A 15,851-nucleotide genomic window follows, 5' to 3' on the forward strand; every position below is an offset into this window, starting at 1 on the left:
TTACGCCATACCGTCAAGACGTGCTAGCAGCTCATGGCGCCGCGCATCATCCATGAACCCTACCTCGATGGCGTTGCGCGCCAGCGTCAGCAGGGTCGCCTCGGACCAGCCGAAGGCACCCTGGCAGGCCAGGAAGTTCTCACGCATGCCGCCGCCAAAATAGGCCGGATCGTCGGAGTTGATGGTCAGCAGCAAGCCCGCGTCGAGCAGCTGTGGCAGCGGATGGTCTTCGATCCGATCGACTACCTTAAGCTTGACGTTGGAGAGCGGGCAGACCGTCAGCGGCATCTTAAGCTTGCGCAGTCGTTCGACCAGAGCGGGATCCTCGAGGCAGCGCACCCCGTGATCGATGCGACACACATCGAGCAGATCCAAGGCCTGCTCGATATAGGCCGGAGGTCCCTCTTCGCCGGCATGGGCCACACGGGCAATCCCCAGCGCACGGGCACGCTCGAACACCTCCACGAATTTCTCCGGCGGATGGCCATGCTCGGCGCTGTCCAGGCCGATGGCATCGAGCATCTCCCAGTAGGGGGCTGCCCGCTCCAGCACCTGCATCGCCTCTTCCGCAGAGCGGTCACGCAGGAAGGCCATGATCAGCGCCGTGCTGACGTCCAGCTCACGCCTTGCCACCCGGCAAGCGCGGGCGAGACCCTCGATCACCACCTCGAGTTTCACCCCTCTCGCCAGATGCGCCTGAGGGTCGAAGTGCAACTCCACATGCACAACGCCTTCGGCGCTGGCACGGCGAAAATAGTCCATGGCCAGATCGAAGAAGTCTTCGGCGCTGCGCAGTACGCTCATGCCCTGGTAGTAGAGATCGAGAAACGACTGCAGATCGTCGAACTGATAGGCGGCATGCACTTCCTCGACGCTGGCATAGGGCAGTGCGACGCCGTTGCGCTCGGCAAGGGAAAACATCAACTCAGGCTCCAGCGAGCCCTCGATATGCAGATGCAGCTCTGCCTTGGGCAAGCGGGTAATGAAATCGTGCATGATAAGTTCCTGATCAAGCAATCGAGCGGATTTACTACATCCTGCGACACTTTGACCGTTTGCGCAAAACCCTGCTGCCCCAATAGGAATTAACGCTCCCCGTCTCTCTTTTCAATCGCTCGACCGTTGCTCAGTAGATAGCTGTCATGCACTCCTAGTGCGGCCAGCGGCTGACCTTCGCGCTGATGGCAGAGCATCAGCAGGCTGCGCCCCACGAGCCAGTCGCTCAGGCGCACGGCGAGCCGCTCGGCCAAGGCCGCATCGAGCCCGGCGAAGGGTTCATCGAGAATCACGATGCGCGGCTCGGCGAGCAGCAATCTGGCCAGACACAGCCGCCGCGCCTGGCCGCCTGACAGCTGCCGCCCGCCCTCGCCGACCCGCGTTTCCAAGCCCTGAGCCTGCTGAGCCCAGCCGTCGAGCTCGACCAGTGCCAGCACCTGCCAGAGCTGGCTGTCGCTGGCCTGCGATGCGCCCAGACGCAGATTGGCCGCCAGGCTATCGTCGAGCAGCTCGCCCTGCTGTGTGAGCAGCCCCACACAGCCCCGCACTGACTCAATCGAAAGCGTCGGCAGCGCCACGTCGGCGAGACGCACCTGGCCCTGCTGGGGATCCAGCAGGCGGGTCGCCAACTGCGCCAGACTCGACTTGCCAGCACCCGAAGCGCCCAGCAGCGCCAGGCGCTGACCGGGCTCGAGGCGCAGCGATACGTCGTCCAACGCCGCGGTGAGCGCCCCAGGATAGCGCAGCGACACCGCGTCGAATTCAAGACTCGGCGTCGTAGATTCCAGAGCAGCAGGCTGCAGGGGATCGCGTATCGCACCCTGGGCGGCCCCCAAGGCGTTGAGGCGTCGCGCCGCCGCTCGGGTGGCACCGAGCTGGGTAAAAGCGCTCGGCAATAGCGCCAGGGTTTCGCCCATGGCCAGCAGGGCCAGCGGCATCATCACCAGCAGCGGCCCGCTCAAGGCGCCGCGGGCATAGGCCAGGCTAGCCAGCCACAGCACCGCCAACAGCGTCACCCCTATGCCGACGCCCACCAGCGCATTGCCGACTGCCGCGCGCCGCCCCAGCAGGCGCTGGTCATCATACAGGCGCCGCTCATGCTGACCCAGCGCCTCACGGTGCGCCGCCAGGCTGCCATAGCCGCTGAGCTCGGCGAGCCCCTGGACATGTTCGATACTGCCACTGCGCAAGCGCTCCAGGCTGGCCACCCGACGCTGGCTCGCCGCCATGCCGAGCCGCGCCTGACCGATGGTGAGCAGCCCCCATAGCGACAGCAGCAGCAGCGCCGCCACCGCACCGGCCGCCGGCAGGAAGATGCCGATCAACAGCGACACGGCGGCGATCGCCACCAGCGCCACCAGCGGTGGCGCGAGCAGTCGCAGATAGAGGCTATCGAGGGTATCGATATCGGCGGTCAGACGGTTGAGCCACTCGCTGGCGCGACGCCGTGACAGCGCCTGGCCGTCGAGGCCGGACAGCACCCGGAACATGCCCCCGCGCAGATCGGCCAGCAGTCGCAGCACGGTATCGTGGTTGTAGAGTCGCTCGAGATAGCGCGCCACGGTGCGCGTCAGGGCGAAGAAGCGGATGCCACCGCCGGGCACATAGACATCCAGGCTTGCCGATACCCCCGCCGCCAGCAGCATGCCGGTTAGCGCGGTGGCGGTGATAAACCAGCCCGACAGCGCCAGCAGCCCGATGCCGGCGAAGGCGGTGATGGCCATCAGCAGCGCCCCCAGCGCCAGCCGTCCGCGACGGCGCCCCAGCAGTCGCAGCCAGGGCCGCAGCTCGCGGTAGAGCGTCGCCACCCGGCTCATGACCCCACCTCATCGACGCGTCTACCCTGCTCGAGGCGTATCACGCGATCGGCCATCGCCATCAGCGCCGGATGGTGGGTGGCCACCACCAGCGTGCGCCCCTCTTCCGTCAACGCTTGAAGGGCCTCGACGACAAAGGCTTCGGTCTCCTCGTCGAGACTGGCGGTAGGCTCATCCAGCAGCAACAGCTGAGCGCGGGAGAGAAACACCCGCGCCAGCGCCAGCCGCTGCGCCTGACCGCCAGAGAGCCCGACACCGCGCTCACCCAGGGCGGTATCGATCCCCGCCGGCAGCGCGGAAAGCAGCTCGCCGAGCCCGGCCCGCTGCAGCGCCAACTGGATCTCATCGTCACTCGCCGCAGGGGCGGCAAGGCGCAGATTGTCGGCCAGGCTGCCATGAATCAGCAGCGGTCGCTGATCCATCCAGGCGATCTCGCCTGCCGCTCTTGTTACCTCACCGCTGTCGCTGTCGACGAAACCGGCGATCAGCTGCAGCAGCGTCGACTTACCGGCACCGGATGGCCCCACCAGCGCCACGCACTCGCCGGGCGCTATCTCGAGATCCAGCGGCCCCAGTACCCGCCCGCGGCCGAGAAAGCTCACACCGGCCTGCTGCAGCGACACTGCTGCAGGCGTCTCACCTACCCGGTTCACAGAGCCCGCCTCCGGAAGCGGCGTATTGAGCAGGTTGACCAGCGCATCCGCCGCGCCCAGCGCCGCGGCACGGTCATGGTAGTGCTGGGACAGGGTGCGCAGCGGCTGGAAGAACTCCGGCGCCAGCAGCAGGATCAGCAGGCCGCTGAACAGGGTCAGCTGCGGCGAGGGGCCGTAGTTGATATAGCCGAGCAGGCCGAAACCGATATAGATCGCCAGCACGGCGATCGCCACCGCGGCGAAGAACTCGAGTACCGCCGAGGAGAGAAACGCCAGCCGCAGGGTGCGCATGCTCAGCCGCCGGTAGTGGTCGGCGGCGGCGTGCACCTCGTCAGAGGCCTGCTCGGCACGGTTGAACAGCTGCAGGGTAGTAATGCCGCGCACGCGGTCGAGAAAGTGCCCCGCCAGTCGGCTGACGGCAGCGAACTGGCGCCGATTGAGCCGCTCGGCGCCGATCCCCACCAGCGCCATGAACACTGGAATCATGGGAGCGGCCAGCAGCAGGAAGAGCGCCGCCAGCCAGTCGAGCCACACCACCAGCGCGGCGATAATCGCGGGGATCGCCACGGCTAGCCGCAGCTGCGGCAGGAAGCGGGCGAAATAGCCATCCAGCGCCTCCACCTGCTCGACCAGCTGCCCGCCGATAGCCGCACTGTGGAGGCCCCCCAGCCGTACCGGCCCCAGGGCCTCGATATGCGTCACGAGTTCAGCCCGCGCCGCCTGGCGGATGCGCAAGCTGGCTTCCAGGCCAGTCACCTCCTGTGCCCACTGGGCGCCAGCGCGCAGCGCCAGCACCAAGACCAGCGCCAGCCCCCACCAGAGCAGCTCCTGGGGCGCCACGCCGTGTACCAGCAAGGCGCTGATCCAGCCTGCCAGCAGCGCCATCTGCACAATGGTAGCCAGTCCGACGGCGAGACCTGCTCCCACCGAGAGCCCGATCAAGCGCCGCTGCTGAGCTGCCAGCCGCTGCAGCCAGCGGCGTGGCGTCAGCGTCTCAGGAGATGCACCGCCCTGTGCCATGCCGCTAGTCCTAGTGATAGCCCTCACCTACCCTGACCTTGCCGCGGAACACCCAGTAGGTCCAGGCGGTATAGGTCAGGATGATCGGAATGACGAACAGTACGCCGATCAGCAGGAACAGCTGCGACTCCGGCGCCGAGGCGGCATCCCAGATGGTGTAGTTGGGCGGCACGATCACCGGCCACTTGCTCACCACCAGCCCGAGATAAGTGAACAGGAAGATGCCCAGGGTGGAGAGAAAAGGCATCAGCTCGCGACGCTGCCGAATCGACATCACCAGCAGCGCCATGCACGCCGTGGCCAGCCCCGGCAGTATCCAGATGACCTCGATATTGCCGAACCAGCGCTGCCAGACGACCGGGTTGACGAAAGGCGTCCACAGACTGATAGCGAAGAAGATCACCACCACCCCGATCAGCAGCTTGGGCGTCAATCGATAGGCCCACTCCTGGATATAGCCCTCCGACTTGAGTATCAGCCAGGTCGTACCCAGCAGCGCATAGCCGATCATCATGCCGATACCGGTGAGTACGGTGAACGGCGTCAGCCAGTCGAAGGCGCCGCCGACGAAGGCGAAGTTCTCGGTCTCGAAGCCCTGAATATAGGTGCCTACCACCGCGCCCTGGGCGAAAGCTGCCACCGAAGAGCCCCAGCAGAAGGCGCGATTCCACCAGCGCCGGTTCTTGCGCGACTTGAAGCGCAGTTCGAAGGCCACGCCGCGAAATACCAGCCCGGCCAGCATCAGAAACACGCCGATATAGAGTGCCGGCAAGAACACCGAATAGACCAGCGGGAAGGCCCCCAGCAGGCCCGCTCCGCCCAGCACCAGCCAGGTCTCGTTGCCGTCCCATACCGGCGCCACCGAGTTCATCATCACGTCGCGGGCGTCCTCGTCGGGCGCAAAGGGGAACAGGATCCCCAGGCCCAGATCGAAGCCATCCATCAACACGTACATCATGATGCCGAAGCCGATGATCAGCGCCCAGATCAATGACAGATCGAACATTTCCATTGTTCAGCTCCTCTCCGCCGGTGCCGGATCGTCGTCAAAAGGAATATGGCTCGCCGACCAAGGGCGCTTGGGTCGTTCGACGTCATCGACCAGCAGCTCTTCATCCTTGGGCACCATGCCGTTACGCACCACCCGGGTCAGGTAGTAGACCCCGGCGTAGAACACCACGCCGTAGACCGCGATATAGCCGAGCAGCGTGAACAGCGCCATGCCGCCGGTCAGCGATGGAGTCAGGCCCTCGGCGTGGGTCATGATGCCGTACACCAGCCAGGGAGCGCGGCCCGACTCGGTGGTGATCCAGCCAGCCAGCACGGCAATAAAGGGGGTCACGCTCATGACTCTGAGCAGCTGCAGGAAGGCACGGTGCTCATAGACGCGGCCGCCGCGACGCAGTACCAGTCCGGCCAGCGACACCGCGATCATCAGAAAGCCGAGACCCACCATCACGCGGAACGACCAGAACACCAGCGCCACCGGGGGCTGCTCCTCTGCGGCCACCTCATTCAGGCCCGGCACCTCGCCGTCCAGGTCGTGGGTCAGGATGAGGCTGGCCAGCTTGGGGATACCGATCTCGAAGCGATTCTGCTGGGCCTCCTGGTCGGGCAGCGCAAACAGCAGCAGCGGGACCCCTTCACGGGTCTCCCAGTTGCCCTCCATCGCCGCCACCTTGGTCGGCTGATACTCCAGGGTATTGATGCCGTGAAAATCCCCCATCAGCGCCTGGGCCGGGGTCAGGAACAGCAGCAGCCAAAGGCACATCGACAGCGCGCGCTTGTTGGCCTCCAAGTCGCGCCCCTTGAGCAGGTACCAGGCACTGACCCCGGCCACCACGAAACCACCGGTGATAAATGACGCCAATGCCATATGGCCAAAGCGGTACGGGAACGACGGGTTGAAGATCGCCTCCATCCACGACACCACGTAGAAGGAGTTGTCGCTGAACTCGACTCCCGCCGGCGTATGCATCCAGCTGTTGGCAGAGAGGATCCAGAAGGTCGAGATAAAGGTACCGATGGCCACCATGATCGCGGCAAACAGATGTACCCCTTGGGGCACCTTACCGCGACCGAATAGCAGCACCCCCAGGAAGGCAGCCTCGAGGAAGAAGGCGGTCACCACCTCGTAGCTAAGCACCGGCCCGAGGAAGTTGGCAGCGGCCTGGGAGAAATTGCTCCAGTTGGTGCCGAACTGGAAGGACATCACGATCCCCGACACCACCCCCATACCGAACACCACGGCAAACACCTTGGTCCAGAAAACGGCCAGGCGCTCCCAGGCGGGATTTTCGGTCTTGTAGAAGAGGCCATGCAGCAGGGCGATATAGGACGCCAGGCCGATGGTAAAGACCGGAAAGATGGCGTGAAACGAGACAACAAAAGCAAACTGGATACGCGACAGGACGAGCGGATCAAGCTCCATCATCATTCTCCCTACGAAGACACTGACTCGGATCGCCGCGATCGATGCGTTGGGGTGACAGCTCGTCACCACGTCTTGTCACTCGGGCCTGGCAAGGCCGTTGCACATTCTTGCGCGACTGGCGGGGTGCCGCAGACCTCAGCCTAGTCGCTAAGCGGCCTGCCAACACCCATGTCCGGCATATCGTTTCACCGGAAGCATCATGTTACGTATAGGAGCCGTACAACTGAAGAAGGTTTCTCCGCTAACGGTGTGTCGCGTTGCCGCAGGGCAGCACGAATCGAGGCCATGCATGCAAAGGCAGCGAGCGCCGCCAGTTTTCGTGCATGGCTTAGATGATGGCGCGCCGAACCCTTACCGACACCCACTCCGAGACCAGTACCGTGACGAAGATCATCAGGAAAATCACGCTGACCTGATTCCACGCCAGGCTGTTGATCGCCGAATTGAGCTGTAGCCCGATACCGCCGGCGCCCACCAGCCCCAGCACCGTCGACTCACGGATATTGATATCCCAGCGGTAGACGCTGATCCCCGCGAAGGCAGGCATGACCTGCGGGAGCACCGCGTAATTCATCACCTGCATGCGACTGGCCCCCGTAGCGCTGATCGCCTCCACTGGCGTGGGGTGTATCTCCTCGATGGCTTCATAGAGCAGCTTGCCGATAAAACCGATGGAGCGCAGCGCGATGGCGATGATCCCCGCCAGCACGCCGGGGCCCAGGATGGTCACCAGCAGCATGGCCCAGATCAGCGAGTTGATCGAGCGCGAGGCGACGATGATCACCAGCGCGATACTGCGCACCAGCGGATGTGGCGTAGTATTGCGCGCCGCCAGAAAGGCCACCGGAAAAGCCATGGCGATGCCCAGCAGCGTACCGAGGGTGGCGATGTTGATCGTGTCCCACATCGGTTTCCATAGGCGGTGGGCGTAGCTCCACTGCGGTGGCAGCATGCGGCTGATCAGATCGCCGCCCTGACGGCCGGCATCCTGGACGAATACCCACATGGTGTTGTCGGAAATCAGCTTCCAGCACAGCAGAAACAGCGACGCGCCTGCCAGCCAGCCGATATATCCCAGCCACTGGGCGCGGGAGGTGCGCAGGCGCCAGATCGGCTGCCCCTGCTCATTGGTCGAAACAGGCATGTATTGACTCCTTGATAAGCCGATGCAATGAGCGAGCGAAATGAAGCGCAAGGCGCTTGGGGCACAAGAACCGGAGCATATGGGTTATATGTGAGGAGTCTTGTGGTTCAAGCAACGCAGCGATTCGTTCGCGCAGCCATTGCATCACTGGGTCCAGCGCCGTACGTGACTGGAGCAGTACTCACACAGCAGCACGATGGCGATGATGATCAACAGAATCGCCGCCGAGGTGTCGTACTCGTAGCGGCTGATCGAGGTGTTGAGGGTCGCGCCGATCCCTCCGGCGCCGACGATGCCGATCACTGCCGACTCGCGGAAGTTGATATCCAGTCGGTACATGGAGAGGCCGATCAAGCGCGGCATTACCTGCGGCTGCACCGCGTGGTTAATGGTCTGCCACCAGCTAGCGCCGGTCGCTCGTACCGCTTCGACCTGCCGCCAGTCGAGGTCTTCGATGTCCTCGGCAAGCAGCTTGGCCATAAAGCCGATGGTGGCAAACGCCAGGGTGATCATCCCCGCTAGCGGGCCGAAGCCGAACATCACCACGAACAGAATCGCGATAATGATCTCCTGAAAGGTGCGCGACACCGTGATGATGCCTCGGCACACCAGATAGATCGGCAAGGGCGAGATATTGCGCGCCGCTCCCAACCCCACCGGAATCGCCAGTGCGACGCCAATTACCGTCGAGGTCAGGGTCATGGTCAGGCTTTCCAGCAGGCCGTTGACGATATCGCTGCGGCGGCTGACGAAATCCGGCTGGGCGAAAGCCGCCAGGAAGTTGAGGCCGCGGCTCATGCCCTCGGCGACCCGCGCCCAGTTGACGCTGATCGAGGCCAGCGCCAGCACCAGATAGAGCAGCACGCCGAGTGCCAACAGCCAGCGCAGTCGCGCATCGCCGATAAACGGCAGCCGTCGCCACTCGCCCTGCTCCGCCAGCCGCTCACGTGGTGCACTCATCGCTCACCTCCCACCGCAAGCAGCGGCGCAGGGGTGGTATTCGCCGGGGTGCTGTCGTCAGCCGTGCCCTCCTCGTCCCCCTCCACACTGCCCCAGTCCTCTTCGCCATAGATGGTGGTGAGGATCTCGGCGTCGAGTTCGGCGGGCGTGCCGTCGAAGACGATCTCGCCGGCACGCAGCCCGACGATACGATCAGCGAACTGACGCGCCAGCGCCACGTCGTGGATATTGATGATCGCCGCCAGATCTCGCTCGGCACACAGCTCGCGAATAAGGCGCATGATCTGGCGGGAGGTCTTGGGGTCGAGACTCGCCGTGGGTTCATCCACCAGCAGCAGACGCGGATCCTGCAGCAGCGCACGGGCGATCCCCACGCGCTGACGCTGACCGCCGGAGAGCGCGTCGGCACGCTTGTCCAGCGCATGAGCCAGGCCGACCCGCTCGAGCAGGCGAAATGCCTCGACCACATCTGCCTGGGGATAGCGGCGCAGAAAGCTGCGCCAGAAGCCGACATAGCCGAGCCGCCCGGACAGCACGTTCTCCATCACCGTCAGGCGATCCACCAGCGCGTACTCCTGAAAGATCATCGCCATGACCCTGCGCACCTCACGCAGCCGCCCAACGGAGAGGCCTGTCAAATCCGTGCCTTCAAGCTCGATGCTGCCACTGCTCGGCTCCACCAGCCGATTGACGCAGCGGATCAGAGTGCTCTTGCCGGCACCGGAAGGGCCGATCAGCGCCATCACCTGGCCGCGGGGCAGCGACAAATGGATATCGTTGAGGGCTAGATCGCCGGTGGCGTAGCGCTTGGTTACCGCGCGTAGAGTTAGCATCAGTGTCTCTCCCGTCATAGCGCACCGCCGGAAGCGTTCATCTCTCGGCGGCGCAGCCATTATCTGATCGCAGCGATCAGTCGCAGTCGTAGGTCACGCCGTTGGCGTCGGCGATGGTACGTATCACCGCCCAGTGCTCTTGATAGGTAATCGGGATGAACTGGGACTCGCCGGAGTTGGCGAACTCCTCCTCCAGCGCACTGCCCTCCCACTCGAAGGTGTCGAATGCTTCGACAACCTTGTCGGCCAGTGCCGGGTGGAGGTTATGGACATGGCCATAGGCGGTAGTGGGGAAGGTTTCCGAGGTATAGATGATGTCGTAGTCGCCTTCGTCGACCACGCCGCGGGAGATCATCCGCGTGGCCACGGAGTTGGCAATAGCGGCGGCGTCGTAATCAGCGTTGACCACGCCAAGAATCGAATTGTCATGACTCCCCGAGAACGCCGCCTCGAAGTCCTCGTCGGCCTCGAGGCCATACTCGGAGCGAAGCAGCGCCGACGGTGCGCGAAAGCCGGAGTTGGACGTCGGCGAGGTAAAGGCCAGATTGCGGCCGGCAAGGTCCTCGACGCTTTCGATCCCGCTACCCGGATAGGTGATGATCTCCATCTCATAGCCGAAGGAGCCGTCCTCGGAGGCCATCATGGTAAAGGGCACGAAGCCCGAGCAGTTGACGGCCACCGGCACGCCACCGGTGTTGAAGCCTGCCACGTGCAGGCGCCCGGCGCGCATCGCCTCTAGCTGGGCGGAGTTGGACTGCACCGGGAAGAACTGCACCCGCTTGCCGGTCACCTCCTCCATATGCTCGAGAAAATCGGCCCAGACTTCGGCATAGACCGCCGGATCTTCCACCGGGGTATAGGCGAAGACCAGGGTGTCCGGATCGACCCACTGCGACTCATCGCTGGGGGCATCGGCCACCATGTCACCATCGGCGTCGCTGAAGCGCGGTGCCAGGTCGGCGCTGGCCAGGGAGGAGCAGAGCACCAGGCCGGCGGCGCCGGTGCTCAGCAGAGTGCGATACATTGCATGGGGAAATGCCATGGGAGTGCCTCGTCGTAATAGGGTCTACGGGGCACTACCCTAGGCGGCCAAGATGACAGCCAGACAACCATCGCATGGCAATTAGACGGCAATCATATGACGATCAGGCGGCAATCACGCTATTCACCAGATAGCCGGTATAGGCAACGAACAGCGCCAGCAGTGTCGCCCCTTCGTAGCGGTTGATGCGCCCCGGACGCCCGCGCCAGCCCATGGCAAACAGCGCCAGTAGCCCGGTCATCAGCGCCATCACCCACCAGTCCCGGGCCAGCACCTCGGATCCTACCTCGATCGGTGTAATCACCCCGGCCAGCCCTACCACCGCCAGGGTGTTGAACAGGTTGGAGCCCACCACATTGCCCAGCACCAGGTCGTGCTCGCGGCGACGCAGCGCACTGATCGACGAGGCCAGCTCAGGCAGCGAGGTACCGACCGCCACTACCGTCAGGCCGATGATCAGATCGCTGACGCCAAAGGCCGCGGCAATGTCCACGGCGCCCCAGACCAGGATCCGCGAGCTCACGATCAGCAGCGCCAGACCGAGTAGCGTCCAGAATAACCCGCGCAGCAGCGACATCGACTGCTGCTCGAGACTCTCGGCGGTATCGCTGGCCAGGGCATCCTCTGCGCCGCGCTGTCGGCTGCGCCAGATACTGAAACCGATAAACAGCGCCAGCGCGGCCAGCAATACGCCGGCCTCAACGGCAGTAATCACCCCGTCACGCAGCTGCCAGGCCGCCAGGAGGGTGACCGCACCCAATATAGGAAGCTCCTGCCGCAGCACCTGGGAGTGCACCGCCAGCGGTGACATCAGTGCCACCAGGCCCAGAATCAGGCCGATATTGGCAATATTGGAGCCGTAGGCGTTACCCAGCGCCAGGCCCGGGCTGCCTTGCAGGGAGGACAACGCCGAAACCATCAGTTCGGGTGCCGAGGTACCGAACCCGATCACCAGCATGCCAATCAGCAGTGGCGACAAGCCCAGGTGTCGCGACGTCGCCACGGCGCCGTCGACGAAGCGTTCGGCGCTCCACACCAGGATCACCAACCCCACCACAACCGCCGCTGCCGGCAGCCATATCGTCATATGCCTATTTCCTATCCTCTGCACCGCGCCCGCGCTTGCACGGTACATTCAAGATTGAATGTTTAACTGTGGTGTCTCAATCGGCATAATGCCATGAATCACCACTCTCCCCCGATTCGCCTGGCTGGTACCGCTGCCCATGACCGACAACGCCTTCGACACGGCTCGAGGATCTCAACCACCGCTGCGTACGCGGCGGCGCCTGCGTGCCTGTCATGAATGCGACCTGGTCGTTGCACTACCGCCGCTGCGCGCCCGAGAGCGGGCCGACTGCCCGCGCTGTGGGCATACCCTCAGCAAGCGCCACCATCGCCCCGCCCAGCGCAGCATGGCCCTGGCCTGTAGCGCCCTGATCGCACTGATGATGGCGGTGAGTTTTCCCTTCATCAGCTTTCAAGTCGGCGGCATCGGCAACCGTATCGAACTCTCCGAGACCGCCTCGACGATGATCGGCTTTCATCAACCGCTGGTGGCGATCGCCGTGGCACTGACCATCATCGTCCTGCCGGCGGTCTACCTGTGCGGCATGATCTGGCTGCAGTACGGACTGCTCAAACGCCAGCCGCTGCCGTTCAGCCGCGGCATCGCACGCTCGCTGTCGCATTTGCACCCCTGGATGATGGCCGATGTCTTCATCATTGGCGCCCTGGTGAGCCTGATCAAGGTCGCCGGCATGGCCCAGATCGAATTCGGCATGGCGTTCTGGGCCTTCTGTGCCTTCGCCATTCTGCTGCTCTACACCACCCAGTCGGTGGACTCGGACTGGATGTGGTTCTCGCTGGCCGGTGAACCGCTGGCGCCACGCGGCGTGCGCACCGGAGAAACTGCCGCCCCGCAGAAAGTCACCGGCTGCCCCACCTGCGGCCTTATCAATCGTCTGACCGCCGAGGGACATGGCCAGTGTCGGCGCTGCGGAGAACGCCTCCACGCCCGCCTGCCCCACAGTCTGCAGCGTACCTGGGCACTGCTGGCCGCCTCGGTGGTGATGTATGTTCCCGCCAACCTCTACCCGATCATGACCACCACCACCATGGGCCATACCTCGGAGTCGACGATCATCGGCGGCGTGGTCGAGCTGTGGCAGATGGGCGACTGGCCGGTGGCCACGGTGATCTTCGTGGCCAGCGTGATCGTGCCGGTGGGCAAGATCCTGGCACTATCCTGGCTATGCCTGATGATCAATCGCAGCGACGAACTCAGCAACGCCACCCGCACGGTGCTGTACCGTATTACCGAGTTCATCGGCCGCTGGTCGATGATCGACGTCTTCGTGGTCGCCATGCTGGTGGCCCTGATCCGCGCCGGGGCCCTGATGTCGATCACCCCCGGGCCCGCTGCCCTGGCCTTCGGTGCCGTGGTCGTCCTCACCATGCTCGCCGCCATGACCTTCGATCCACGCCTGATCTGGGACGACCCGCAGAGTAAACACGCCGACACCGCCGAGCCCGACGCTCCAGGAACCGCCCGATGACCGAAGACCGCCCCGCCGCCCCCGTCCACAAGGCCAAGCGTCGCCGCCAGAGGCGCATCTCGCCGATCTGGATCGTCCCCATCGTGGCCCTGCTGATCGGCCTGTGGCTGGCCTACGACAACTACCTGCAGCGCGGCACCCAGATCACCCTGATGATGGATAATGCCGAGGGAATCGAGGCCGGCAGCACCCTGATCAAGACCCGCAATGTCGAAATCGGTCGCGTCGAGCGTGTGGGGCTCTCCGACGACCTGCGCAGCACTGAAATCATCGCCCGCATCAGCCCCGATGCCGAGCGCATGCTGGTCGACGACTCGCGCTTCTGGGTGGTCAAGCCACGCATCGGCCGTGAGGGCATCAGCGGCCTTGGCACCGTACTATCCGGCGCCTATATACAGCTTCAGCCCGGCAGCAGCGCGTCGCCGCGTCGCGAGTTCGATGTACTCGATCAACCGCCGGTGGCCGCGCAGGACGCCGAGGGCATTCGCATCAATCTGCTTAGCCAACTGGGCAACTCGCTGCGGCTAGGCGATCCCGTCACCTATCAGGGCTACACCGTTGGCCGCGTCGAGGCCACCGAGTTCGACGCCGAGAACCGCCAGATGCGCCAGCGTCTGTTTATCGAGAGCCCCTACGACGTACTGGTCACCGAGAGTACCCGCTTCTGGTCGGCCAGCGGCATCGACCTGCGTCTCGATTCCGAGGGGGTGCGCGTCAACGTCGAGTCCTTCGAAGCCCTGCTCGGTGGCGGCGTGACCTTCGGCGTGCCCGAGGACGTTCCGCTAGGCCCGATGGTCGAGCCCGACACCACCTTCAATCTTTATCCCGACGAGGACAGCGCCCAACAGGGCAGCTTCAATCGCTATCTGGAGTACGTGTTGCTGATCGATGACACTGTGCGCGGCCTGTCCCGCGGCGCCCCGGTGGAGTTCCGCGGTGTACGCATCGGTACCGTCGCCAGCGTGCCTTGGAACTTCAGCGCCACCCAACCGGAGGGACGTGAGGGCTTCGCGATCCCGGTGTTGGTGCGAATCGAACCACAGCGCCTCGCCAATGATGACGACGACGCCAATTTCGACCTCAACGAGTGGGAAGAGCGCTTCGAGCGGCTGTTCGACATCGGTCTGCGCGCCTCGCTCAAGGCCGGCAACCTGCTGACAGGCGCCATGTTCGTCGACCTCAACTTCCAGCGTGACCTGGAGGGCGAGTATATCGCCGAGGTCTTCGAGGAGCGTCGTGTATTCCCCACCACCTCTGGCGGGTTTGCCCAGATCGAGGCCCAGGTCGGCAACCTGCTCGACAAGCTCAACAACCTCGAGATCGAACCGATTCTCAGCGGCCTGGACCGTAATCTGGCGCAGTCCGAAGCGATGCTCGAAGAGGTCCGCGAATTGACCGGTACCTTCCAGGCCATCGCCGACGATCCGGCCACCCGCGAGATGCCGGACAACCTCAATCGCAGTTTGATCGAACTGCGTGAGACGCTCTCCGGTCTGTCGCCAGAATCCGACGCCTATCGCGAATTGACGGGCGCCATGCAGCGCCTCGAGCGTCTGATGCGCGACCTGCAGCCCGCCGCCCGAACCATCAGCGAGCAGCCAAGCGCACTGATCTTCGATCGCCGCAGCGGTGATGACCCGGAACCTCGAGCGCCGCGCGATTGATGAAAACTGACGCACGATAGACCATGATAGCGCCCAGCGGCACGGCCTCGACCGTGCCGCCTGACAGGGAGATCACCACGTGCCGAACCTTCGCTCATGCGACCGCTCCACTCCGCTCAGACCACGCTGGCTTGCCACCGCCACGCTGCTGCTGATCCTCGTCCTGCTGGCCGGCTGCGCCAGCGGCGGCGGCACCAGCGCCCAGCGCTACAGTCTGCCGGAGGGCGCCCAATCCCCCCCGATCAGCCGCGGCGAGGCTCCCAGCCAGCGACTGGTCGTCGCGCGGGTCCGGATCACTGACTACCTCGATGCCGAGGGCATCGTCATGCAGCTCGACGACATCACCCTCAACCGCGCCCGCCAACACCTCTGGGCCGAGGACCTGCCGCGCCAACTGCAGCGGGGTCTCCGCCAGCGGCTCGCCGAGCGCCTGCCGGATACCCAGGTACTGGGCGAGGACGGACGCCGTGACGGCGCCTATGAACTGCGTCTCGACGTCACCCATTTCCAGGGACGATACGATGGGCGCGCCATCGCCCGCGGCGAGTGGCAGCTGCGCGATGCGCAAGGCGAGGTCGTCACCCTGGAACCATTTTCCGCCATCACCACCCTCGATGCCGACGGTTACCCGGCCCTGGTTCGCGCGCTGGGCCACAGCTGGGACGCGGTGGCCGATCAACTCGCCGACCGCCTGCAGGAATTGCGCTAGGCTATTGAGGTGTTCACCACC

The 15,851-nt window shown here is 64.4% G+C and carries 13 protein-coding genes; 3 read left to right on the forward strand and 10 right to left on the reverse strand.

Annotated features, from left to right (window positions below):
• The 10 genes from IEI94_RS00945 to IEI94_RS00990 form a co-directional block, all read right to left on the reverse strand.
• The gene (locus IEI94_RS00945) at positions 1-996 is read right to left on the reverse strand and encodes an adenosine deaminase (RefSeq protein WP_191164685.1); all 996 of its coding nucleotides are present in this window, start codon (positions 994-996) and stop codon (positions 1-3) included.
• Positions 997-1,085: 89 nt separating this feature from the next.
• Positions 1,086-2,813 (reverse strand): thiol reductant ABC exporter subunit CydC, encoded by a 1,728-nt coding sequence (gene cydC, locus IEI94_RS00950; RefSeq protein WP_191164687.1) that lies wholly within the window; start codon positions 2,811-2,813, stop codon positions 1,086-1,088.
• Complete coding sequence (cydD, locus tag IEI94_RS00955; protein WP_191164689.1) at positions 2,810-4,486, reverse strand: thiol reductant ABC exporter subunit CydD; 1,677 nt, start codon at positions 4,484-4,486, stop codon at positions 2,810-2,812. Before cydD ends, cydC begins: the two co-directional genes overlap by 4 nt.
• Positions 4,487-4,496: 10 nt before the next feature.
• Positions 4,497-5,498 (reverse strand): cytochrome d ubiquinol oxidase subunit II, encoded by a 1,002-nt coding sequence (cydB, locus tag IEI94_RS00960; RefSeq protein WP_191164691.1) that lies wholly within the window; start codon positions 5,496-5,498, stop codon positions 4,497-4,499.
• Positions 5,499-5,501: 3 nt separating this feature from the next.
• Positions 5,502-6,917, reverse strand: a complete 1,416-nt coding sequence (locus IEI94_RS00965; protein WP_191164693.1) for a cytochrome ubiquinol oxidase subunit I — start codon at positions 6,915-6,917, stop codon at positions 5,502-5,504.
• Positions 6,918-7,248: 331 nt separating this feature from the next.
• Positions 7,249-8,064: a phosphonate ABC transporter, permease protein PhnE gene (gene phnE, locus IEI94_RS00970; RefSeq protein ID WP_191164695.1), complete on the reverse strand. Its 816-nt coding sequence runs from the start codon at positions 8,062-8,064 to the stop codon at positions 7,249-7,251.
• 144 nt (positions 8,065-8,208) lie between these two features.
• Positions 8,209-9,024, reverse strand: a complete 816-nt coding sequence (gene phnE / locus IEI94_RS00975) for a phosphonate ABC transporter, permease protein PhnE (RefSeq protein WP_191164697.1) — start codon at positions 9,022-9,024, stop codon at positions 8,209-8,211.
• Positions 9,021-9,857, reverse strand: a complete 837-nt coding sequence (phnC, locus tag IEI94_RS00980) for a phosphonate ABC transporter ATP-binding protein (RefSeq protein WP_191164699.1) — start codon at positions 9,855-9,857, stop codon at positions 9,021-9,023. The genes phnE (IEI94_RS00975) and phnC overlap by 4 nt, the downstream gene beginning before the upstream one ends.
• Positions 9,858-9,933: 76 nt before the next feature.
• Positions 9,934-10,899, reverse strand: coding sequence for a phosphate/phosphite/phosphonate ABC transporter substrate-binding protein (phnD, locus tag IEI94_RS00985; protein WP_412030887.1), 966 nt, complete (start codon positions 10,897-10,899; stop codon positions 9,934-9,936).
• A gap of 103 nt (positions 10,900-11,002) precedes the next feature.
• Positions 11,003-11,980 (reverse strand): calcium/sodium antiporter, encoded by a 978-nt coding sequence (locus IEI94_RS00990; RefSeq protein ID WP_191164943.1) that lies wholly within the window; start codon positions 11,978-11,980, stop codon positions 11,003-11,005.
• Between the two features lie 145 nt (positions 11,981-12,125).
• Here IEI94_RS00990 and IEI94_RS00995 point away from each other — a divergent pair, with 145 nt between their 5' ends.
• The 3 genes from IEI94_RS00995 to IEI94_RS01005 all read left to right on the forward strand — a co-directional run bounded on the left by IEI94_RS00995 (position 12,126) and on the right by IEI94_RS01005 (position 15,830).
• Positions 12,126-13,457, forward strand: a complete 1,332-nt coding sequence (locus tag IEI94_RS00995; protein WP_191164701.1) for a paraquat-inducible protein A — start codon at positions 12,126-12,128, stop codon at positions 13,455-13,457.
• Entirely contained in the window at positions 13,454-15,121 is a 1,668-nt protein-coding gene (gene pqiB, locus IEI94_RS01000; protein WP_191164703.1) for an intermembrane transport protein PqiB, read from the forward strand. Before IEI94_RS00995 ends, pqiB begins: the two co-directional genes overlap by 4 nt.
• Before the next feature lie 79 nt (positions 15,122-15,200).
• A complete protein-coding gene (locus IEI94_RS01005; protein ID WP_191164705.1) occupies positions 15,201-15,830 on the forward strand; it encodes a membrane integrity-associated transporter subunit PqiC in 630 nt (209 codons plus the stop codon).
• The last annotated feature ends 21 nt before the right edge of the window (positions 15,831-15,851 follow it).

It is taken from the genome of Halomonas sp. ML-15 (genome assembly GCF_014779595.1).
Classification (GTDB): Bacteria; Pseudomonadota; Gammaproteobacteria; order Pseudomonadales; family Halomonadaceae; genus Franzmannia.

Excerpts from the sequence above, each read along its gene's own strand:
- IEI94_RS00965 (WP_191164693.1), bottom strand. The coding sequence starts at position 6,917 with ATGGAGCTTGATCCGCTCGTCCTGTCGCGTATCCAGTTTGCTTTTGTT.
- cydC (WP_191164687.1), bottom strand. The coding sequence starts at position 2,813 with ATGAGCCGGGTGGCGACGCTCTACCGCGAGCTGCGGCCCTGGCTGCGA.
- phnE (WP_191164697.1), bottom strand. The coding sequence starts at position 9,024 with ATGAGTGCACCACGTGAGCGGCTGGCGGAGCAGGGCGAGTGGCGACGG.
- cydD (WP_191164689.1), bottom strand. The coding sequence starts at position 4,486 with ATGGCACAGGGCGGTGCATCTCCTGAGACGCTGACGCCACGCCGCTGG.
- cydB (WP_191164691.1), bottom strand. The coding sequence starts at position 5,498 with ATGGAAATGTTCGATCTGTCATTGATCTGGGCGCTGATCATCGGCTTC.
- pqiB (WP_191164703.1), top strand. The coding sequence starts at position 13,454 with ATGACCGAAGACCGCCCCGCCGCCCCCGTCCACAAGGCCAAGCGTCGC.
- phnC (WP_191164699.1), bottom strand. The coding sequence starts at position 9,857 with ATGCTAACTCTACGCGCGGTAACCAAGCGCTACGCCACCGGCGATCTA.
- phnD (WP_412030887.1), bottom strand. The coding sequence starts at position 10,899 with ATGGCATTTCCCCATGCAATGTATCGCACTCTGCTGAGCACCGGCGCC.
- phnE (WP_191164695.1), bottom strand. The coding sequence starts at position 8,064 with ATGCCTGTTTCGACCAATGAGCAGGGGCAGCCGATCTGGCGCCTGCGC.
- IEI94_RS00995 (WP_191164701.1), top strand. The coding sequence starts at position 12,126 with ATGACCGACAACGCCTTCGACACGGCTCGAGGATCTCAACCACCGCTG.
- IEI94_RS00945 (WP_191164685.1), bottom strand. The coding sequence starts at position 996 with ATGCACGATTTCATTACCCGCTTGCCCAAGGCAGAGCTGCATCTGCAT.